Source organism: Isoptericola sp. NPDC056134, assembly GCF_042264825.1.
Lineage (GTDB): Bacteria > Actinomycetota > Actinomycetes > Actinomycetales > Cellulomonadaceae > Isoptericola > Isoptericola nanjingensis.
Genome location: NZ_JBHJVM010000008.1, coordinates 157,530 through 177,571 on the forward strand (window position 1 = coordinate 157,530; position 20,042 = coordinate 177,571).

Genomic DNA, 20,042 nt, shown 5'->3' on the forward strand with positions numbered 1-20,042 from the left:
CCGTCCGGTCCGTCGTCGCGCTCACCGGCCGGCGAGGAAGGTGAGCAGGAGGCGGCGCTGCAGCGCGAACATCTCCTTCTCCTCCTCCGGCTCGGCGTGGTCGTAGCCGAGCAGGTGCAGGATGCCGTGCGTGGTGAGCAGCAGCAGCTCCTCGGCCGTGGAGTGCCCCGCGACCTTCGCCTGCTGGGCCGCCACCTCCGGGCAGAGCACGACGTCGCCGAGGGTGCCCGGCGGCGTCTCCTCGCCCTCGCGCCCCGGCCGCAGCTCGTCCATCGGGAAGGAGAGCACGTCGGTGGGGCCCGGCTCGTCCATCCACTGCACGTGCAGCTCGGTCATCACGGTCGTGTCGACGAACATGATCGACAGCTCGCTGCGGGGGTGCACGTGCAGGGTGTCCAGCACGAACCGGCCGAGCGCGGCGAACTCCGCCTCGTCGACCTCGACGCCGGACTCGTTTGCCACTTCGATGCTCACTGTCGGCGTGCCCCTCGCTCGTGCGGGCCGCGGCCCTGCCGTCCCTGTCCCTGCCTGCCCTGGTCCGGGCGCGCCGTCGCGACGTCCCAGCGGGCGTACGCGTCGATGATGTCGCTCACCAGCCGGTGCCGCACGACGTCCGCCGAGGTCAGCCGGCAGAACTCGACGTCGTCGACGCCCGTGAGGATGTCCTCCACCACGCGCAGGCCCGACGTCGTCCCGCCGGGGAGGTCGACCTGCGTGGCGTCGCCCGTGATGACCATCGTGGAGCCGAACCCCAGGCGCGTGAGGAACATCTTCATCTGCTCGGCGGAGGTGTTCTGCGCCTCGTCGAGGATGATGAACGAGTCGTTGAGCGAGCGGCCCCGCATGTAGGCCAGGGGCGCCACCTCGATCGTCCCGGCCTCGATGAGCCGCGGGATGGCGTCGGGGTCCATCATGTCGTGCAGCGCGTCGTACAGCGGGCGCAGGTACGGGTCGATCTTGTCGCTCAGCGACCCGGGCAGGTAGCCGAGCTTCTCCCCCGCCTCGACGGCCGGGCGCGTGAGCACGATGCGGTTGACGCGCTTGGCCTGCAGCGCCTGCACGGCCTTGGCCATCGCGAGGTAGGTCTTGCCGGTGCCCGCGGGCCCGATGCCGAACGTGATCGTGTTGGCGTCGATCGCCTCGACGTAGCGCTTCTGGCCCACCGTCTTCGGGCGGATCGTGCGACCGCGGTTGGAGAGGATGTTGAAGGTCAGGACCTCGGCCGGGCGCTGCACGGACGCCGCCGTGAGCATCTGCACCGACCGCGCGACCACCTCGGGCGTGAGCGGGGTGCCCGACTCCACCACCTCGACCAGCTCGTCGAGGAGGCGGGAGACCAGGGCGACGTCGCCGGCCGGGCCGCTGACGACGATCTCGTTGCCGCGGGCGTGCACGTCGACGCCGGGGAAGCCGTCCTCGACGGCCCGCAGCACGGAGTCCCTGCTGCCCAGCAGCGCCACCATCGGCACGTGCGGCGGCACCACGATGCGGTGCTCGGTGGACCGTTCGCCGTGCGCGCCAGGCGCGCCGGGGGCGGTGTGGGGTGTCGATGTCATGGGCCGGCTGCCGCCGGGGCCCTCCTTCGGAAGACGGTGCGAGGGACGTGCGAGGAACGGCTGAGGACTCGAGTCTATCGAGCGGCGGTCGACGGGGCAGCCGAATTCAGGCGGGCGTCCAGCCCAGCTGCGCGCCGGCGAGCACGTGGCCGTGCACGTGGAACACGCTCTGCCCGGCGCGCGGGCCGGAGTTGAAGACGAAGCGGTACTGGCCGTCCGCGAGGTCGCCGGCCACCCGGTCGGCCATGGCGACCACCTCGGCCAGCAGCTCGGGGTCCGCCTGGGCGAGCGTCGCGACGTCGCCGTGGTGCTCCCTCGGCACCACCAGCACGTGCACGGGCGCCTTCGGGTCGATGTCGCGGAACGCGATCACACGGTCGGTGGTGGCGACCACGTCCGCCGGCAGGTCGCCGGCGACGATCTTGCAGAACAGGCAGTCGGTGCTGGGCGCGCTCGTCATGCCCCGGACGTTACCGCGCACCGGGACCGCGTGCCGTCGGTCCGGTCAGGCCCAGCGCCCGAGCCGCTCGCTGAGCAGCGCGACGGCGACCGGCCCCGCCGTGGAGGTGCGCAGCACGTGCGGCCCGAGCCGAGCGGTCACGGCGCCCGCCTCCTCGAGCGCGGCGACCTCCGCGTCGGAGATCCCGCCCTCCGGCCCGACGACGACGAGCAGGGCCGGGGTCTCGACCGGCTCGGCAGCCGATGCCGGGAGCGCGACGTCCGCGAGCGCCGTCGTGGCGTCCTCGTGCAGCACGACGGCGGCCCCGCCGCCGGCGACGACCTCTCGCACGCGCGCGGCGAGCTGGCGGGAGGTGACGGGCTCCGCCACCGGCGGCAGGCAGGCGCGCCGCGCCTGCTTCACCGCGGACCGCACGGTCGCCACCCACTTGGCACGCGACTTCGCCGCCCGCTGCCCGCGCCACACGACGACGGACCGGTCGGCCTGCCACGGCACCACCGCGTCGACGCCGACCTCGACCGCGGCCTCGACGGCCAGCTCGTCGCGGTCCCCCTTCGCCAGGGCCTGGACCAGGGTCAGCACGACGCCGGGGGCCGGCTCGGAGACGACCTCGTCGACGCGCAGCCGCACCACGCCGTCCGCGACGGCGTCGACCACGCACCGCAGCCGCGTGCCCGCGCCGTCGACCACGTCCAGCCGCTCGCCCGGGCCGCGCCGCTGGACGACGCCCGCGTGCCGCCCCTCGGCGCCGTCCAGCACGTAGACGTCACCCGGGCCGAGCGCGCCCAGCGCGCCCCCGTCGGCGAGGAACACCGGCGCGCTCACGCCGTCCCGCCTGTCCGCGGGGCCCCCGGTGCAGCGCCCACGTCAGCGACCGCTCAGCTTGTCCCGGAGCCGGGAGAACACGCCCGGGTGGGCGGCGGAGAGGCGGGGCTCGGGCCGCTCCTCGCCGCGCAGCGTGGCCAGCGAGCGCAGCAGCTCGGTCTGCTCGTCGTCCAGGCCGGTCGGCACCTGGACCTCGACGTGCACGTTGAGGTCGCCGCGCCCCCCGGCGTGCAGGTGCCCGACGCCCAGGCCCTTGAGGGTGACGACCTGGCCCGGCTGGGTACCCGGCCGCAGGTCGATCTCCTGCTCGCCGTCCAGCGTCTCGAGGTCGAGCACGGTGCCGAGCGCGGCGGCCGTCATCGGCACCTGGAGGGTGCAGTGCAGGTCGTCGCCGCGGCGCACGAACGTGTCGTGCGGCTTCTCGCGGATCTCGACGTACAGGTCGCCGGCGGGGCCGCCACCGGGGCCGACCTCGCCCTGCGCGGTGAGCTTGATGCGCGTGCCGGTGTCGACGCCGGCGGGCACGTTGACCGTCAGCGTGCGGCGCGAGCGCACCCGCCCCTCGCCCGAGCAGTCGGCGCACGGCTCGGGGATGACGGTGCCGAAGCCCTGGCAGGCGGCGCACGGCGCGGTCGTCATGACCTGGCCGAGGAAGGAGCGCGCCACGCGCTGCACGTTGCCGCGCCCGTGGCAGACGTCGCAGGTCTTGAGGTCGGTGCCGGGCCGGCAGCCGTTGCCGCCGCAGGTGCCGCACACGACGGCGGTGTCGACCTGGAGCTCGCGCTTGGCGCCGAACGCCGCCTCGGCCAGGTCGATGTCCATCCGCACGAGGGCGTCCTGGCCGCGGCGGGCGCGCGGCACGGGCCCGGCGGTCTGGCCGCCGCCGCCGAAGAACGTCTCGAAGATGTCCTGGAAGCCGAAGCCGTTGCCGAAGCCGGCGCCCGCGCCGCCCGACGGAGAGCTCGGGTCCACGCCCATGTCGTACTGCTGGCGCTTGTCCGGGTTGGACAGCACCTCGTAGGCGCGGGCGACGTCCTTGAAACGTTCCTCGCCGGCCTCGCCGGCGACGTCGGGGTGCAGCTCGCGGGCGAGCTTGCGGTACGACTTCTTGATCTGCTCGGCCGAGGCGTCGCGGGGGACGCCCAGGATCTCGTAGTAGTCGGTCACAGGTCTCTCTTCGGTGACGTGTCGGTGACGTGCACGGTCAGGTCGGCGGGTTCAAGGATGCCGCGGGGCGGTCAGCCTGGCAGCACCCGGGACAGGTAGCGGGCGACGGCGCGGACGGAGGCGATCGTGCCCGGATAGTCCATCCGGGTGGGACCGATGGACCCCAGGATCGCCACGGTGTCGCCGTCGCCGCCGTAGCCGGAGGCGACGACGGAGGTCTCGGCGAGGCCGTCGAGACGGTTCTCGTGCCCGATGCGGACGCCGACCCCGCCGCCGACCCGGGTGACCGGCTCGGCCGCCAGCTCCGTGAGGAGCCCGAGCAGCACGACCTGCTCCTCGAGCGCCTCCAGGACGGGACTCAGCCCCTGCTCGAACCGCATGTCGGCCCGGGCGAGGTTGGCGGTGCCCGCGAGCACGATGCGGTCCTCGCGCTGCGCGCCGAGCGTGTCGACCACGAGGTCGGCGATGCCGCGGGCCAGGGGGGCCAGAGCGGCGTCCACCCCGGACACCACGCGCGCGAAGGCGGTGGGCAGGTCCGCGAGCCCCTTGCCCGCCGCGGCGGCGTTGAGGCGCGCGCGCAGCTCGCTCAGCGTGCCCTCGTCGAGGGCGCCGGGGTCGGGCTCCGGCCCCGCCGGGGCGTCCACGGCGACGACCGCGGGCTCCGCACCGGGGCCCACGCCGACGTCGAGGAAGCGCTGCTCCACCCGGCCGGCGTCGCTGATCACCACGACCAGCAACCGCGCGCCCCCCACGGGGACGAGCTCGAGGTGCCGGAGCCCCGCGAGCCGCAGCGACGGGTACTGGACCACCGCGACCTGCCCTGTGAGCTGGGCGATGAGGCGCCCGGCACGGCCGAGCACGTCGTCCATGTCGATCGCCTCGGACAGGAACGTCTCGATCGCCCGGCGCTGCGGGCTGGTGAGCGGACGTACCTCCGCGAGCCGGTCGACGAAGAGGCGGTACCCCTTGTCGGTCGGGACACGACCGGCCGACGTGTGCGGCTGGGCGATGTACCCGGCCTCCTCCAGCGCCGCCATGTCGTTGCGGATCGTGGCGGGCGAGACCCCGAGGCCGTGCCGCTCCGTGAGCACGCGCGACCCCACGGGCTCGCGCGTGTGGACGTAGTCCTCCACGATCGCGCGGAGCACGGCCAGGCGACGTTCCTCGCTCACGGTCCTCCTCGGGTCGGGTCCTTAGCACTCTCGTGTCCCGAGTGCCATCCTACGCGGGCTCGCCGGAGGTCCGGGGGACCCGGCCCCGACACGCCGGGGCCCACGGACGTCGCCCCGGCTGAGGTACCCCGCGGCCGTCTGAGGTACCCCGCCCCCTGAAGATCCGGCACCTGACCGATCCGCGCCGGTACCTCACGAACCGAGGGTGGAACCACCGGAGGCCGCCCGGCCCCGGCGAAGGAGACCGGTGATGAACGAGTACCTGTACTACGACGAGTTCCGCGCCCGCCAGGTGGACCTCGAGGAGGCGGTGCGTCACGAGGCAGCGGCACGGAGTGCCGCCCGGGAGGCGCGCCGCGCACACCGCCGCACGGCCGTCCGGCGCCGCCGGGCGGCCCGCCGCCCGTGGGAGCTGCCCGCGGGCCTCGTGCGGCCCTGGCCCCAGTGACCGCGACGTCGGGCGCCGAGCCGGCCGTCACGAGCGCGGCGGCACCCCGTCCGGCCTGGCACGATGGCGACGTGCCCACCGGAACCGCCCCCTCGCCGCTCGTCGGCCGCGCCGCCGAGCTGACCTCCCTGCGCGAGGCGTACGCGGACGCCCGCGGCGGCACCGGCGGCGTGGTCGTTGTCGGCGGCGAGGCGGGCATCGGCAAGACCCGCCTCGTGGCGGAGTTCCTCGCAGAGGTCCGCGACGACGGGGCGGCGCCCCTCGTGCTGCACGGGCAGTGCGCCGACTCCGGCTCGGGCCCCCTCCCCTACGCCGCGCTCACCGGCGTCCTGTCCGACGTCGTCGACACGCTCGGCCCGGAGGCGACCCTCGCCGCGGCCGGTCCCGCCGCGGACGCACTCGGGCTCCTCGCCCCCCGGCTCGTGGACGTACGGCGCGACGTCGACACCGGCCGCCTGCCGGAGGTCCTGGCCGACCTCACGACCGCGCTCGCCGTCGAGCGCCCGGTCGTGCTCGTCCTCGAGGACCTGCACTGGTCCGACGACGTGACCCGTACGGTGCTCGCCCGGCTCGCACGCACCGCGCCGACCACCACCCTTCTCGTGATCGCCACCTACCGCAGCGACGACGTCGGGCGACGCCACCCCCTGCGCACCACCCTGGCCGAGCTGGAGCGGGCCCGGCTCACGACGCGCGTCGACGTGCCGCGCCTCGACGCCGCCGAGGCGACGCGCCTGTTCTCGTCGCTCGTCTCGAGGCGCCCCGACGCCCCGGACCTCCCTGGCACGGTGCTCGGCGAGCTCGTCGAGCGCAGCGAGGGCGTGCCGTTCTACGCCGAGGAGCTGGCGGACTTCGCCGGCGATGCCCTGCCCGACTCGCTGCGCGAGCTGCTGCTCCTGCGCTACTCGTCCCTGAGCGACCCCGCCCAGCGCTTCTGCCGCACCGTCGCCGCCGCGGGCCAGCGGGCCCCGCACGAGCTCCTCGTCGCCATGCTCGGCGCGGGAGGCCTGGACGAGGCAGAGCCCGCCGCCCGGGAGGCGGTCGACGCGCACGTGCTCGTGGCGGACGCCGACGGCTACCGCTTCCGCCACGCGCTCATCCAGGAGTCGGTCGACGCCGAGCTGCTGCCCGGCGAGTCGCGCCGGCTGCACGCGGCGTGCGCGAGCGCGCTGGAGGACGGCGAACGCACGCTCGCGCGGGTCGCGGCCGCGGCCGACCACTGGTGGCGGGCCCGCCTGCCCGACCGCGCGCTCGCCTCGGCGGTCGAGGTCATCGCGGTGCCCGAGACCTCCGGGGAGGCCTCCTCCGCCGTGGTCGCCGCCGCGGGCGAGCGAGCGCTCGAGCTCTGGGAGCTGGTGCCCGACGCCGAGGGGGTCGCCGGGCTGCACCGCGCCGCCCTCCTGCGCCACGTGTCGGTCGCCCTCCAGGACTCCGCGCAGATCGAGCGCGCGGCGGGGCTGGCCCGCGAGGCGGTGGAGGAGTGGCCCGTGGACGACCCCGCCGGGCGGGCGCAGGCGCTGTCGACCCTCGCCCACATCCTCGGCAAGGCCGGCGACCCGGGTTCGGACCGGATGCTCGACGAGGCGCTCGCGCTCCTGCCGGCGGACGACCCCGCCGGCCGGGCCCCGTTGCTCCGTCTCAAGGCGCGCAACGCGATGATGGACCACCGCCACGACGAGGCGGTCGCGGCCGCCGGCGAGGCGCTCGCCGCCGCGACGGCGGTCGGCGACCGCCAGAACGCCTCGCTCGCCCTCAACCTCCGGGCGATGAGCCGCCTGGACCGCGGGGACCTCGACGCCCTGGACGAGCTCGAGCGGTCCCACGAGGTGGCGGGCGACGACTGGCGGGCCCAGTGCCACTACTACACCAACGCGTCCGACACCCGGCTCAAGCTCGGCCAGTTCGCCGAGGCGGAGCACCTCGCCGAGTCGGGGGCGCAGCTCGCCCGCGCCCTCGGCGCCGGGTGGGCCACCCGCGCGATGCTCGAGGGCAACGTGGCGGAGGCGTGGATCGGGTCCGGCCGGTGGCCCGACGCCGAGGCGTGGTACGCACGCTCCGTCCCGCTCGTCGACCCCAGCGACTACGCCGTGTACCTGGGCGAACGGTGGACGTGGCTCACGATGTGGCGCGGTGACGTCGACACCGCCCAGGCGCGGGCGCGGGTGCACCGCGCGACCTGGCAACGCTTCGGCCGGGTGGAGGAACAGATCCGGGCGCGGGTCTCGGCGACGCTCGCCGAGCTCGCCCTCCTGCGCGACGACCTGGACGACGCGCTCGACCTCGTCCGGATCGCCGTCGACCCCGACGCCCTGGGCCCGTTCTACCGGCTCACGACGCTCGCCGTGGCCGCGCGGGTGCTCGACCGCGCCCGGAGGTCAGGGCGGCAGGTCGACGTCGCGCCGTACCGCGCGGCGCTGGCGACGTGCACCGTGTGGCAGACCTACCCGACGTGGGCGGCGCTGTTCGCCGCCGAGCTCGGCGACGGGTCGTGGGAGGCGGTCGTCGCGGCCGACGGGCCCGCGCACCTGCGGCCGTACGCCCTGTGCCGCGACGGCGCGTCACTGCTCGAGGCCGGCGACCGCACCACCGCGCGCGAGCGGCTGGACGCCGCCGTCGAGGCGGCCGACGCGATCGGCTGCGGCCTCGTGGGCGACCAGGCGCGCGCGCTGCTCGACGGCGCGGGCCTCGCCCGTGGCGCCGCCCGCGCACGGCGGCCCGACCGCGCGCTCACCGACCGCGAGCGCCAGGTGCTCGCTCTCGTCGCCGAAGGCCTGACGAACGGGCAGATCGCCGAGCGGTTGTTCATCAGCCGCAAGACGGCGTCGGTGCACGTCTCCGCCATCCTGCGCAAGCTCGGCGTGTCCAGCCGCACCGAGGCGGCGCTGCTGGCGCGCGAGGACCCCTCCTGACGTCGCCCGACGCACCTGTACACATGCCCTGAGCAGTCGTGTACGCGAGGCCGTGCGCCCTCCTCCCTAGGCGTGACACCACACCCCGGCTGGAGGACATCATGGATCCGCACGTGTACGACATGCTCTTCGAGCGCCGTCAGGAGGAGCTCGAGCGCGAGGTCGCGCTGCGCCGCCTGGCGCACGAGCTCCGCGCCTCGCGCCGCGCGCTCCAGGACGCCGTCGCGGACGCGGAGCCGTCGGGACCGGCCGCGCCGGTGGAGCCCCGGCGTCGTCCCGCGATGGCACCGCTGCACCGACCGCGCCACGCGTGAGCGGAGCACGCAGCAGCGTCACCCGACACGCCCACCCGCACCCCTGCCGCGCGCCGTCCGGTCCCGACCGGGCGGCGCGCGGCGCGTGTCGGGCGCCGCTCCCCCGGGGTCGCGACCGTAGGCTCACGGCCGTGCACGACCGCTACGGCTCCGACGTCCTGTCCTCCTCCGGCTCCCGCTCCCCGGGAGCGCCGGACGGCTCCGCGCACCATCGCCGCCGACCGGTGACCCGGCCCCGCGCGGCAGACCACGGCCTCGTGGTCGAGGAGGTCACGACGGGCTGGGTGGGCGCCGTGGTGCGCGTGGAGAAGTCGGGCGGCATCCACCTCGTGGTGCTGGAGGACCGGCGCGGGCGCACGCGGTCCTTCCCGCTGGGCCCGGGCTTCTGGGTGGACGGGCAGCCGGTGGAGCTGACGGCTCCCGTGACCTCCCGCGCCCCCGCGCGGCCCACCCGGACGGCGTCTGGCTCGGTGGCGGTGCACGACCAGCGCGCGCGGGTGGCCCGCGGGTCGCGCATCTGGGTCGAGGGCAAGCACGACGCCGAGCTGGTCGAGAAGGTGTGGGGCGACGACCTGCGCGTCGAGGGCGTCGTGGTCGAGCTGCTCGACGGCGTGGACAACCTCGCGGACGCCCTCGACGAGTTCGCCCCGACGCCGGAGCGGCGGGTGGGCGTGCTGGTCGACCACCTGGTGCCCGGGTCGAAGGAGCGGCGCCTCGCCGACGACGCCCTCCGGCGGGTGCCGCGCGGGACGGTCCTGGTGCTGGGCCACCCGTACGTCGACGTGTGGCAGGCCGTGAAGGCGGAGCGGCTGGGTCTGACGTCGTGGCCCACCATCGAGCGGGGCACGGAGTGGAAGCGCGGCATCCTGCGCGAGCTGGGCTGGCCGGCGTCGTCGACCGAGGACGTCGGCCGCGCGTGGCAGCGGATCCTCGCGACCGTGCGGGACTACCGCGACCTCGACCCGGCCCTGCTGGGCCGGGTCGAGGAGCTGATCGACTTCGTCACGGCGTGACCGCGGCTCCCGCGGCGCTCAGCGGGTGCGGATGCCGTCCCGCTCCGCGTAGGCGTTGACCTTCTCCGACACCGAGATGACGGCGACGAAGAACTCCAGCGTGATGCGGGCGAGCGCCAGGTACACGAGCGCGATGATCCACCCGAACACGAGGTAGAGGATCCCGCCCCAGATCGACTGGGAGAACGTGGCGACGAGGCCCGACAGCCACGCCAGCGCGACCAGCACCGTCACGATGATGTAGACGACCTTCACCACGCTGGGCGTGATGTACCGGCTGAAGGAGTAGTCGAACAGCGCGCTGAGGAAGCCGCTGCCCTCGCCGTGGGGCGTGATCGGTCCCGCCGACCGGTCCGGCGGGTACTCGGAGCCCGGGTAGAGGCCCGGGTCCGGCATCTGCCCCTCGTACGGCTGCTGCGGCTGCGCGTAGGGCTGGTCGCCGTAGGGCGGCTCACCGCCGTGCGGGGGCGGGCCGGCGGGCGGCTGGTGCCCGTACGGCGGCTGCGGGGCGGGCTGACCGGGCGGCGGCTGGTACCCCGGCTGACGCGGCGGCTCCTGGGGGTCGCCGGGCTGCTGCGGCGTGTTCTCGCTCATCGTTCCTCCTGAGTGGGTCCGGGCGACGCACCCGGCGGGGTCGGCGCCTTCGCCCACTCTGGCCGCCCCCGAACGCCTCCGCCACCGCACGTGACCACCGCAGATGCGCGAAGATGGCTCCATGAGCACCCCGCCGTACGGACCGCCGCCGCAGCAGCCACCGGCGGGTCCGCCCCCGGGCCAGCCGCCCTACGGCGGCCCGCCGCCGGGCCAGCCGCCGTACGGCGGCCAGCCCCCGTACGGGTACGGGCCGCAGCCTCTCTCGCCGTCGGACGAGCGCACCTGGGCGATGGTCGCGCACCTCGGGCCGCCGATCCTGGCGCTCCTGAGCGCGGGGATCCTGCCCTTCCTCGTGCCGCTGCTGATCTGGCTGTTCCTGCGCGACCGGAGCGCCTACGTCGCCGACCAGGCCAAGGAGTCCCTGAACTTCCAGCTCACCCTGCTGATCGCGTACATCGTCGGGCTGATCCTGCTCATCGCCCTGGTCGGGATCGTCATCCTCATCGCGGCGTGGGTCACGTCGATCGTGTTCGCGATCCTCGCCGCCGTCGCCGTGAACCGCCACGAGGCGTACCGCTACCCGCTCAACATCCGCATGATCTCCTGACCCGCCCGGCTCACCGTTGTGGGCGCAACGATCAGGGGGTGAGCTCGCGGACGACGGAGTCCGCGAGGAGGCGGCCGCGGCGGGTGAGGACGACGCGACCGCGCACGGCGGCGACGCCGTCGACCAGGCCGCGCGCGACGAGCCCGGCGACCGCCGAGCGGCGCGACGGGTCGAGTGCCGCGATCTCCAGGCCCTCGCGCACGCGCACGCCGAGCAGCACCCGCTCCAGCCGGGCCTCGGCGGGTGTGAGCAGCTCGCGGCCGGCGCCCGGCGACGCGCCGGACTCCAGGAGGGCGGCGTAGCGACGCGGGTGCTTGACGTTCCACCAGCGCACACCGGCGTGCCCGATCCCCTCGATGCCCTCGACGCCCTCGATGCCGGCGACGGCAACGGCACCGCCCGCCGGGCCCGCGACGTACGAGTGCGCGCCCGGGCCGATCCCCCACCAGTCGTCGCCGCGCCAGTAGGCGAGGTTGTGCCGGCACGCGTGCTCCGGCCCGCGCGCCCAGTTGCTCACCTCGTACCAGCCGAGGCCCGCCTCCGTCAGCAGGTCGTCGGCCAGCTCGTACTTGGCGGCCTGGTCGTCCTCGTCGGGCAGCGCGAGCTCGCCCCGGCGCACCTGGGCGTGCATCTTCGTGCCCGGCTCGACGACGAGCGCGTACGCCGACACGTGGTCGACGCCGGTGGCGAGCACCGCCTCGAGGGACGTCCGCCAGTCGTCGACGGACTCGCCCGGTGTGCCGTAGATGAGGTCGAGGGAGACGTCGAGCCCGGCGTCGCGCGCCCAGGTCACGACGTCGGGCACGCGGCGCGGGTCGTGGGTGCGCTCGAGCGTCGCGAGCACGTGCGGCACCGCGGACTGCATCCCGAACGAGACCCGTGTGAACCCGGCGTCCGCGAGCAGCCGCAGCGACTCGGGCGTCACCGAGTCCGGGTTGGCCTCGGTGGTGACCTCGGCCCCGTCCGCGAGCCCCCACGTGTCGTCGACGCCGCGCAGGATCCGCGCGAGGTCCGCGGCGGGCAGCATGGTGGGCGTGCCGCCGCCGAAGAACACCGTGGACACGGGGCGCGACCCCAGGCCCGCGTCGTCGAGCACGCGGGCCGCGAGGTCGACCTCGCGCAGCGCGGTCGTGGCGTACGCCGCCTGGTTCGCGCCGCCGCCCAGCTCGGACGCCGTGTACGTGTTGAAGTCGCAGTAGCCGCAGCGCACCGAGCAGAACGGCACGTGGACGTACACGCCGAACGGCCGGCCGGCGCCGTCCGGAGCGGACGGCGAGGGCCGCACCCACCCCGGCAGCGCGCCGTCGTCGGGCACGGGCGTGCCCTCAGGCAGCGCGGGCACTACTTCTTCTTGTCCTTGGCGTCCTTGCCGCCGCCGTCGGAGGAGAGCGCGGCGATGAAGGCGTCCTTCGGGACCTCGACGGACCCGATGTTCTTCATGCGCTTCTTGCCCTCCTTCTGCTTCTCCAGCAGCTTGCGCTTACGGCTGATGTCTCCGCCGTAGCACTTGGCGAGCACGTCCTTGCGCATCGCGCGCACCGTCTCGCGGGCGATCACCCGGGCGCCGACGGCGGCCTGGATCGGCACCTCGAACTGCTGGCGCGGGATGATCTCCTTGAGCTTCGCCGTCATCATGACGCCGTAGTCGTAGGCCTTGTCCTTGTGCACGATGGCGCTGAACGCGTCCACCTGCTCGCCCTGCAGCAGGATGTCGACCTTCACGAGGTCGGCCGCCTGGTCGCCCGAGGGCTCGTAGTCCAGCGAGGCGTAGCCGCGGGTGCGGGACTTCAGGTGGTCGAAGAAGTCGAAGACGATCTCCGCGAGCGGCAGCGTGAAGCGCAGCTCGACGCGGTCCTCCGACAGGTAGTCCATGCCGAGCATCTGCCCGCGACGGTCGTTGCACAGGCCCATGACCGTGCCCACGAACTCGCTCGGAGCGAGGATGGTCGCGCGCACCACCGGCTCGCGGACCTCCTTGATCTTGCCGCCCGGGAACTCCGACGGGTTGGTCACCTTCACCTCGGTGCCGTCGTCGAGCGTCACGTCGTAGACGACGTTCGGGGCGGTGGAGATGAGGTCGAGGTCGAACTCGCGCTCGAGCCGCTCGCGGACGATCTCCAGGTGAAGCAGGCCGAGGAAGCCGACGCGGAAGCCGAAGCCGAGCGCGACCGACGTCTCCGGCTCGTAGTTGAGCGCGGCGTCGTTGAGCTTGAGCTTGTCGAGGGCGTCGCGGAGCGCCGGGTAGTCCGTGCCGTCCACCGGGTACAGGCCGGAGAACACCATCGGCTTCGGGTCGCTGTACCCGCCGAGCGCCTCCTCGGCAGGCTTCGCCATGTTCGTGACCGTGTCGCCGACCTTCGACTGGCGCACGTCCTTCACGCCCGTGATGAGGTAGCCGACCTCGCCGACCCCGAGCCCCTTGGTGGGGTTGGCCTCGGGCGAGATGACGCCGATCTCGAGCAGCTCGTGCGTGGCGCGCGTCGACATCATCGCGATGCGCTCGCGCGGGTTGAGGTTGCCGTCCACGACGCGCACGTACGTGACGACGCCGCGGTAGGTGTCGTACACGGAGTCGAAGATCATCGCGCGGGCCGGGGCGTCGGCGTCGCCGACGGGGGCCGGGACCCGCTCGACGATGCGGTCGAGCAGCGCCTCGACGCCCTCGCCGGTCTTGCCGGAGACCTTGAGGACGTCCTCGGGGTCGCCGCCGACCAGGCCCGCGAGCTCCTCGGCGTACTTCTCCGGCTGCGCCGCCGGCAGGTCGATCTTGTTGAGGACCGGGATGATCTCGAGGTCGTTCTCCATCGCCAGGTACAGGTTGGCGAGCGTCTGCGCCTCGATGCCCTGCGCCGCGTCGACCAGCAGGACGGCGCCCTCGCAGGCCGCGAGCGAGCGGGAGACCTCGTAGGTGAAGTCGACGTGCCCCGGCGTGTCGATCATGTTGAGCGCGTGGGGCTGCTCGCCCAGCTGCCACGGCATGCGCACGGCCTGCGACTTGATGGTGATGCCGCGCTCGCGCTCGATGTCCATCCGGTCGAGGTACTGCGCCCGCATGGCCCGCGGCTCGACGACGCCGGTGAGCTGCAGCATGCGGTCGGCGAGCGTCGACTTGCCGTGGTCGATGTGCGCGATGATGCAGAAGTTGCGGATGAGCTCGGGCGCCGTGGCGTTCGGCTCGATGCGCGCACGCAGCGCGGGTCCGGGGATGGGCAACGCGATTCGCTCCGTCAGGGTCGCTGGATGGGTGTCGTCGGTGGTGACGAGGCCCGGCCATTGTCCCACGAGGTTGTCCGCCGCGGTCCCGGGCACGTCCCGCGTGCGGGCGTCGCGCCCCGCTGCGTACGGTCGGGGTCCACCGACCGACGTGACGGGAGGAGCCCCGACATGTCCGACACCGCACTGACCGGCAAGCGCGTCCTGGCGATCGTGACGAGCTACGGCGTCGAGCAGGACGAGCTCGTCGTCCCGCTCGAGCACCTGCGCGCCGCGGGCGCGGAGGTGGTGGTCGCCTCGAACGAGCCGGGCGACGTCCGCACCCTCGTCGGCGACAAGGACCCCGGGCGGGCCGTGCGCGCCGACACGACGTACGACGGCGTCGACCCCGACGGCGTCGACCTCCTGCTGGTGCCCGGCGGCACGATCAACGCGGACACCCTGCGCCTGCAGGAGGCCGCGATCGGGCTCGTCACGACGTTCGCGCACTCCGGCAGGCCCGTCGCCGCCATCTGCCACGGCCCGTGGGCGGTGGTCGAGGCCGGGTGCGTCGGCGGCGCGACACTCACCTCCTACCCGTCCCTCGCGACCGACGTGCGCAACGCCGGCGGCCGCTGGGTGGACCGGTCCGTGGTGCGCGACGACGGCGCGGGCTTCCCGCTCGTGACCTCCCGGACCCCCGACGACCTGGACGACTTCCTCGGCGAGGTCGACGCCGTCCTGGGCGCCTGAGACACCCCTCCCGGACTGGCCGGTCCTGGCGCTAGCCTCGCGCCATGCCGACCCCGCCCGCCGCGCAGCCCCGCCCCGACGTCGACCCGCGCACGGGGCGCCGCACCGACGGCGGCCCCGAGCCCGACCGCCTGGCCCTGCTGGCCCGGCTGCAGGACGAGTTCGCCTCCGCGGCGGCCGACGTCGCGCCCGACGCCCTCGTCCCGGCCTGCGGCGACTGGCGCGCGGCCGAGCTGGTGCTGCACCTCGCGGGCGTGCACCACTGGGCGGCAGGCATGGCCGTGGGCGACCCGTCGCGCGACGAGGACCTGCCCGCGCCCGACCTCACGGGCCCGGGCTCGCGCGGGGCTCTCGCCGCGCTCTACGCCCGGCACGCTGCCGACCTGCGTACGACGCTCGACGCCGCCGGCCCGGAGGGTGCCGCGCAGACGCTGCTCGGCGACGGCCCCGCGTCGTTCTGGTGGCGGCGACAGCTGCACGAGACGCTGGTGCACCTGCACGACCTGCGCGCCGCGCGGCGGGGGTCCGGACCGGACGCGCTGGGCGCGGTCGCCGTCGCGCCCGAGGTCTGGGGCGACGGCGTCGACGAGATCGTGGCGATGTTCCAGCCGCGACAGGTGCGGCTCGGCCGGATGGCGCCGCTCGCCGACCGGCTCCGCGTGGTCGCCTCCGACCTCGGCTGGTCCTGGACGCTCGGTGCCTCCGCGGCCTCCGCCGACGACCGGGTGGACGCGACGCTCGCGGCGCCGGCGCAGCGGCTCGACCTGCTGCTGTGGGGTCGGCTCACGCTCGCGGAGGCCGGCGCCGTCGTCGAGGGCGACCTGGATGCGGCGCAGCGCGTGCTCGCCGAGCCGCTCGTGCCCTGACGGTCCCGTCCGATGAGTCGCGGCGGGCCGGTCGGTCCACCCGGCATGACAGACGAGACCGCCACGCCCCCCGCAGCCACCGACCTCACCACGGCCACCGCCACCACCGCGCGCGGCGACCGCGTCACCTACGACCTGCGCGGCTCCGGCCCCGCCGTCGTCTTCGTCGCCGGCGCCGGGCCGTTCCGCGCCGTCGACCCGGTGACGACCCGCACGGCCGAGCTCCTGGCGCAGGCGGGCGTCACGACCGTCGTCTTCGACCGGCTCGGCCGCGGCGACTCCCCCGCCTCCGGGCGTCTCGACCTGGACCGCGAGCTGGACGCCGTCGCGGCCGTGCTCGACGCCGCGGGCGGGGCCGCCGTGCTCTGCGGGCACTCGTCCGGCTGCTCGATCTCGCTGCGCGCCGCCGCCGCGGGCCTGCCTGTCCTGGGGCTCGCGCTGTGGGAGGCGCCGCTGGAGTCCGGCGCCGACGCGACCGCGGCGTGGGCCGGGGAGTTCGTGCGCCGGCTCGACGCCGGCGACCTCGAGGGCGCCACCGAGCAGTACATGAAGGACATGCCGCCGGAGTGGCTCGCCGGGGCGAAGGCCTCGCCGGACTGGCCCGCGATCGCGGCGTCCGCCGTCTCGCAGCGCGCCGACGCGGTGTCGCTCGTCTGGGCGACGCGGGCGCTGGAGGACGGCGGGCTCGCGGGCCTGGCGACGCCCCTGCTGACCATGACCGGGGAGCGGACGTTCCCCGGGATGCCGGAGGCCGCGCGCGACCTGGCCGCCGCGGTGCCGGACGGGACCGCCGAGACGGTGGCCGGCGCCGACCACTCGTGGGAGCCCGAGGCGATGGCCGACCGGCTGGCGCGGTTCGTGCTCGAGTGACCCGCACGTAGGCTGTCCGCCGTGGCGAACCGATGGCTGAACCTGCTGGTGGACGTGCTGCGCGCGGCGACCCGCCCGTCGTCGCGCGGCTCCGCGCGGCCCACCTCCACCACCCGTCCCTCGAGCCCCCGCCCCGCGTCGACCCGGCGCGGCACGACGACGCCCGCCCGGGCCGCCGGCTACCCCGGCGACTACACGGGCACGGTGCGCCCGGCGTACTCCCCGAACATGGACGGCGAGCCCGACCCGGGCGAGGTCGTCTGGACGTGGGTGCCGTACGAGGAGGACCACAGCCAGGGCAAGGACCGGCCGGTGCTGCTCGTGGGCCGCGACGGCCCGTGGTTGCTGGCCCTGCAGCTCACCAGCAAGGACCACGACCGCGACGCCGCGCAGGAGGCCCGGCACGGGCGCCTCTGGATGGACGTCGGCACCGGTGCGTGGGACTCGCGGAAGCGCCCGAGCGAGGTGCGCCTCAACCGTGTGATCCGCGTGGACCCGCAGGCCGTGCGCCGCGAGGGCGCCGTCATGGACCGCCGGACGTTCGACCGGGTCGCCCGGGCGATGGCGGACGCGCGCCGCTGATCCGGCGTCCGGCCCGACCTGGGCGGATGCCCGGGCGGATCTCACAGACCGGCACCGCGCACGCGGTTCTGCCGGGCTGGACCCCTCTGCTATCGTTGATGTTTGCGTGTCCGCCCAGGTCGGCGGGCACAGCCGCAGTTCCTCTCCACGGGTTCCCCACCCCAGTCCCGGAGCTGTGGCCGCCCTCTACGACCTATCCGCTCGCCGGCAGGCGAACACACCAGGAAGTCCACACGTGGCAAACATCAAGTCCCAGATCAAGCGCATCAAGACGAACGAGAAGGCGCGCCTGCGCAACAAGGCCGTCAAGTCTGAGCTGAAGACCTACGTGCGCAAGGTGCGCGAGGCCGTCGCCGCGGGCGACAAGGAGGCCGCGACCACCGCGCTGCAGGCCGCGTCCCGCAAGCTCGACAAGGCCGTCTCGAAGGGCGTCATCCACGCCAACCAGGCCGCGAACCGCAAGTCGGCCATCGCGAAGCAGGTCGAGGCTCTCTGAGTCGCCTGTAGTCGTCGCGCTCCGTCCGCCTGACGCCTCTCACGTCGGGGCGGACCAGCAAGGCTCCGAAGGGCGCCGCACCCACCGGGTGCGGCGCCCTTCGCGCGTCCCGCGGCCCTGCGGCGGGCCTGCAGGCGCGGTGAGCGGGAGACGGGCCCGCCTCGCACGAGCTCCGGGGCCGATCGCCCGTTCACCGCGGGGTGGGTCAGCCGCGGCGGGAGCGGGCGATCGTCAGCACGGCCTTCTCGACGGCGTAGACCGGGTCGCGGCCGCCGCCCTTGACGTCGGCATCGGCCTGGGCGACGGCGCCGATGGCGGTCGCGAGCCCCTCGGGGGTCCAGCGGGAGAGGTCCCGCTGGGCGTTGCGCACCTGCCAGTCCTGCAGCCCCAGCTGCCGCGCGGTGGCCGCGCCGCCGCGGATGGCCGCGACCCGCGCCAGGGTGCGCAGGCGCAGCGCGAGGGCGGCGACGATCGGCACCGGGTCGGCGCCCGTCGCCAGGGCGTGGCGCAGGAGGGCGACCGCACCCCCCGTGTCCCCCGCGACCGCCGCGTCCGCGACCTTGAAGCCCGTCGCCTCGACCCGCCCGCCGTAGTACCGGTCGACGACGGCCTCGCTGATGGTGCCGGTCGTGTCCGCGACGAGCTGCGAGCAGGCGGACGCGAGCTCGCGCAGGTCCGTGCCCAGCGCGTCGACGAGCGCCCGGACCGCCGCCGCGTCCGCCCGGCGGCGGGCGGCGCGGAACTCGGCCGTCACGAACTGGACCTTGTCGGCGTCCTTGGAGATCGGCTCGCACTCGAGCACGGGGGCGCCGCTGGCGACGATCGCGTCGAGCATCTTCTTGCCCCGCTGCCCGCCCCCGTGCACCACCACGACGACCGTCTCCGGGTCGGGCGCCGCGACGTACGCGACCACGTCCGCGACGAGGTCCTCGGTGGCCGCCTCGGCACCCCGCACGACGACGACGCTCGGCTCGCCGAACAGCGACGGGCTCGCCGCGACGGCCAGCTGGCCCGCGGCGTACGTGCCGCCGTCGAGCTCGGCCTTCTCGGTGGTGGCGTCGCGCTCGCGCGCCAGGCCGACGACGCCGTCCACCGCCCGCTCGGCGAGCAGTCCCTCCGGCCCGCGCACCAGGAGGACCGGCGCCAGCGTGGGGTCGTCCCACGGCCGGCTGTTCGCCGACGGCCTCCCCTTCCGGGCGGGACGGGGCTGTCGGGACGTGGAGGCTGCGGGCACGCCCCCAGCCTGCCACGAACCGCCGACTCCCCTGCTCACCCGCGCACGGCCTCCCGTCCCCGTCCCACGCCGTACCCGGTCGGTCTCCGGTGGCCCCCGTCAGCCGCACGCCAGACCGATCTCCTGCCCTCGGACGACGAGCGCCGCGGTGCCGCACTCGTCGGTACGCACCAGCGCGGACCCCACGGACGCGTAGAGGGCGAGCGCGTCGTCGGTCGGGTGCCCGTAGGTGTTGTCGGCACCGACGCTCACCAGCGTGACGCGCGGCGACAGGTGACCCGCGAGTGCAGCGGACTGCGACCGCGACCCGTGGTGGGCCATCTTCACCACGTCGACGTCGGCCGCGCTCCCGGTCGCGGCGAGGGCGGCGGCGAGGGCGTCCTGCGCGCCCTCCTCCAGGTCGCCGAGCGCGACGACGTCGAGCCCGCCGGCCGTGCGCAGCTCGAGGGCCACGCTGGCGTCGTTCACGCCGTCGCCCTCGTCCCCGACGCCCGACCCGGCGGCGTGGGAGCCCTCGGCGCGGGGCCCGCCCGACGCCGCCAGCACCCGCCACGTCGCCGAGCCTGCCGTCCCGGCGTCGCCGGCGTCCGCCGCACGGACCGGCACGCCGGCGGCCCCGAGGCTGGACCGCACGGCGGACGCCTGACCCTCCGGCGCGTCCAGCGGCGAGACGAGCGCTGCCGTGACCGAGCGGCCGCGCATCACGGCGGCGAGCCCGCCCACGTGGTCGGCGTGGAAGTGGCTGAGCACGAGCAGGTCCACGGTCGTGACGCCGAGCCGGTCGAGGCACCGGCCGGCCGCCTCGCCGTCGGGGCCGACGTCCACCACCACCGCCGACGACGGGCCGGTCCGCACCGCGAGCGAGTCGCCCTGTCCGACGTCGCAGGCGGCCACCTGCCAGTCGTCCGGCGCGGCATGGCCGGCGCCGGCGAGCCGGGGCACCGCGACCACGAGGACCGCCAGCAGCGCGGCGCCGGCCAGCCC

21 protein-coding genes are annotated in these 20,042 nt (G+C 75.2%); 10 read left to right on the top strand and 11 right to left on the bottom strand.

The features are described 5' to 3' along the window. Positions 1-21: 21 nt before the first annotated feature. From ybeY to ACFCZN_RS10325, 6 genes are all read right to left on the bottom strand, one after another. Positions 22-474, bottom strand: coding sequence for an rRNA maturation RNase YbeY (gene ybeY, locus ACFCZN_RS10300; RefSeq protein ID WP_429764144.1), 453 nt, complete (start codon positions 472-474; stop codon positions 22-24). Further along, complete coding sequence (locus tag ACFCZN_RS10305) at positions 471-1,556, bottom strand: PhoH family protein (RefSeq protein WP_429764142.1); 1,086 nt, start codon at positions 1,554-1,556, stop codon at positions 471-473. The genes ybeY and ACFCZN_RS10305 overlap by 4 nt, the downstream gene beginning before the upstream one ends. A gap of 106 nt (positions 1,557-1,662) precedes the next feature. Further along, on the bottom strand, positions 1,663-2,016 hold the full coding sequence (locus ACFCZN_RS10310) for a histidine triad nucleotide-binding protein (protein WP_429764140.1): 354 nt from the start codon (positions 2,014-2,016) through the stop codon (positions 1,663-1,665). Between the two features lie 45 nt (positions 2,017-2,061). Then, positions 2,062-2,841, bottom strand: coding sequence for a 16S rRNA (uracil(1498)-N(3))-methyltransferase (locus tag ACFCZN_RS10315; RefSeq protein ID WP_430556708.1), 780 nt, complete (start codon positions 2,839-2,841; stop codon positions 2,062-2,064). A gap of 42 nt (positions 2,842-2,883) precedes the next feature. Next, positions 2,884-4,008 carry a molecular chaperone DnaJ gene (gene dnaJ, locus ACFCZN_RS10320; protein WP_430556709.1) on the bottom strand — a complete coding sequence of 375 codons (1,125 nt, stop codon included), beginning with the start codon at positions 4,006-4,008 and terminating at the stop codon, positions 2,884-2,886. Positions 4,009-4,079: 71 nt separating this feature from the next. Continuing rightward, entirely contained in the window at positions 4,080-5,180 is a 1,101-nt protein-coding gene (locus ACFCZN_RS10325) for an HrcA family transcriptional regulator (protein WP_429764134.1), read from the bottom strand. Between the two features lie 250 nt (positions 5,181-5,430). On the opposite strand from ACFCZN_RS10325, the gene ACFCZN_RS10330 reads away from it, so the two are divergent. The 4 genes from ACFCZN_RS10330 (at position 5,431) to ACFCZN_RS10345 (ending at position 9,864) form a co-directional block, all read left to right on the top strand. After that, positions 5,431-5,628, top strand: coding sequence for a hypothetical protein (locus ACFCZN_RS10330; protein ID WP_430556710.1), 198 nt, complete (start codon positions 5,431-5,433; stop codon positions 5,626-5,628). Positions 5,629-5,699: 71 nt separating this feature from the next. Beyond that, positions 5,700-8,537 (top strand): AAA family ATPase, encoded by a 2,838-nt coding sequence (locus tag ACFCZN_RS10335; RefSeq protein ID WP_430556711.1) that lies wholly within the window; start codon positions 5,700-5,702, stop codon positions 8,535-8,537. 101 nt (positions 8,538-8,638) lie between these two features. After that, a complete protein-coding gene (locus ACFCZN_RS10340) occupies positions 8,639-8,851 on the top strand; it encodes a hypothetical protein (RefSeq protein ID WP_429764128.1) in 213 nt (70 codons plus the stop codon). Between the two features lie 131 nt (positions 8,852-8,982). Continuing rightward, positions 8,983-9,864, top strand: a complete 882-nt coding sequence (locus ACFCZN_RS10345) for a DUF3097 domain-containing protein (protein ID WP_429764126.1) — start codon at positions 8,983-8,985, stop codon at positions 9,862-9,864. 18 nt (positions 9,865-9,882) lie between these two features. Here the strand turns inward: ACFCZN_RS10345 and ACFCZN_RS10350 are convergent, their stop codons facing one another. Then, positions 9,883-10,458, bottom strand: a complete 576-nt coding sequence (locus ACFCZN_RS10350) for a DUF4282 domain-containing protein (RefSeq protein WP_429764124.1) — start codon at positions 10,456-10,458, stop codon at positions 9,883-9,885. Positions 10,459-10,579: 121 nt separating this feature from the next. Between ACFCZN_RS10350 and ACFCZN_RS10355 the strand changes: the two genes are divergently transcribed. After that, positions 10,580-11,065, top strand: a complete 486-nt coding sequence (locus ACFCZN_RS10355; RefSeq protein WP_429764122.1) for a DUF4870 domain-containing protein — start codon at positions 10,580-10,582, stop codon at positions 11,063-11,065. Between the two features lie 31 nt (positions 11,066-11,096). Here the strand turns inward: ACFCZN_RS10355 and hemW are convergent, their stop codons facing one another. Both hemW and lepA read right to left on the bottom strand, forming a co-directional pair. Continuing rightward, positions 11,097-12,407 carry a radical SAM family heme chaperone HemW gene (gene hemW / locus ACFCZN_RS10360; RefSeq protein WP_430556712.1) on the bottom strand — a complete coding sequence of 437 codons (1,311 nt, stop codon included), beginning with the start codon at positions 12,405-12,407 and terminating at the stop codon, positions 11,097-11,099. After that, positions 12,407-14,278, bottom strand: a complete 1,872-nt coding sequence (lepA, locus tag ACFCZN_RS10365) for a translation elongation factor 4 (protein WP_430556713.1) — start codon at positions 14,276-14,278, stop codon at positions 12,407-12,409. The genes hemW and lepA overlap by 1 nt, the downstream gene beginning before the upstream one ends. A gap of 171 nt (positions 14,279-14,449) precedes the next feature. Here lepA and ACFCZN_RS10370 point away from each other — a divergent pair, with 171 nt between their 5' ends. From ACFCZN_RS10370 to rpsT, 5 genes are all read left to right on the top strand, one after another. Further along, positions 14,450-15,010 carry a DJ-1/PfpI/YhbO family deglycase/protease gene (locus ACFCZN_RS10370; RefSeq protein ID WP_430556714.1) on the top strand — a complete coding sequence of 187 codons (561 nt, stop codon included), beginning with the start codon at positions 14,450-14,452 and terminating at the stop codon, positions 15,008-15,010. Positions 15,011-15,054: 44 nt separating this feature from the next. Next, positions 15,055-15,876 (top strand): maleylpyruvate isomerase family mycothiol-dependent enzyme, encoded by an 822-nt coding sequence (locus tag ACFCZN_RS10375; RefSeq protein ID WP_430556715.1) that lies wholly within the window; start codon positions 15,055-15,057, stop codon positions 15,874-15,876. Between the two features lie 45 nt (positions 15,877-15,921). Beyond that, a complete protein-coding gene (locus ACFCZN_RS10380) occupies positions 15,922-16,746 on the top strand; it encodes an alpha/beta fold hydrolase (protein WP_430556716.1) in 825 nt (274 codons plus the stop codon). A gap of 21 nt (positions 16,747-16,767) precedes the next feature. Further along, on the top strand, positions 16,768-17,328 hold the full coding sequence (locus ACFCZN_RS10385) for a type II toxin-antitoxin system PemK/MazF family toxin (protein WP_430556717.1): 561 nt from the start codon (positions 16,768-16,770) through the stop codon (positions 17,326-17,328). Between the two features lie 235 nt (positions 17,329-17,563). Further along, positions 17,564-17,824, top strand: coding sequence for a 30S ribosomal protein S20 (rpsT, locus tag ACFCZN_RS10390; protein ID WP_429732257.1), 261 nt, complete (start codon positions 17,564-17,566; stop codon positions 17,822-17,824). Positions 17,825-18,029: 205 nt separating this feature from the next. On the opposite strand, the gene holA is transcribed toward rpsT, so the two are convergent. Both holA and ACFCZN_RS10400 read right to left on the bottom strand, forming a co-directional pair. Next, positions 18,030-19,058: a DNA polymerase III subunit delta gene (holA, locus tag ACFCZN_RS10395; protein ID WP_430556718.1), complete on the bottom strand. Its 1,029-nt coding sequence runs from the start codon at positions 19,056-19,058 to the stop codon at positions 18,030-18,032. 99 nt (positions 19,059-19,157) lie between these two features. Beyond that, positions 19,158-20,042, bottom strand: an 885-nt coding sequence (locus ACFCZN_RS10400) for a ComEC/Rec2 family competence protein (protein ID WP_430556719.1), incomplete at its 5' end; no start/stop codon positions are given.

Excerpts from the sequence above, each read along its gene's own strand:
- ACFCZN_RS10305 (WP_429764142.1), bottom strand. The coding sequence starts at position 1,556 with ATGACATCGACACCCCACACCGCCCCCGGCGCGCCTGGCGCGCACGGC.
- ACFCZN_RS10355 (WP_429764122.1), top strand. The coding sequence starts at position 10,580 with ATGAGCACCCCGCCGTACGGACCGCCGCCGCAGCAGCCACCGGCGGGT.
- ACFCZN_RS10340 (WP_429764128.1), top strand. The coding sequence starts at position 8,639 with ATGGATCCGCACGTGTACGACATGCTCTTCGAGCGCCGTCAGGAGGAG.
- ACFCZN_RS10370 (WP_430556714.1), top strand. The coding sequence starts at position 14,450 with ATGTCCGACACCGCACTGACCGGCAAGCGCGTCCTGGCGATCGTGACG.
- ACFCZN_RS10330 (WP_430556710.1), top strand. The coding sequence starts at position 5,431 with ATGAACGAGTACCTGTACTACGACGAGTTCCGCGCCCGCCAGGTGGAC.
- ACFCZN_RS10350 (WP_429764124.1), bottom strand. The coding sequence starts at position 10,458 with ATGAGCGAGAACACGCCGCAGCAGCCCGGCGACCCCCAGGAGCCGCCG.
- ACFCZN_RS10310 (WP_429764140.1), bottom strand. The coding sequence starts at position 2,016 with ATGACGAGCGCGCCCAGCACCGACTGCCTGTTCTGCAAGATCGTCGCC.
- ACFCZN_RS10380 (WP_430556716.1), top strand. The coding sequence starts at position 15,922 with ATGACAGACGAGACCGCCACGCCCCCCGCAGCCACCGACCTCACCACG.
- ACFCZN_RS10375 (WP_430556715.1), top strand. The coding sequence starts at position 15,055 with ATGCCGACCCCGCCCGCCGCGCAGCCCCGCCCCGACGTCGACCCGCGC.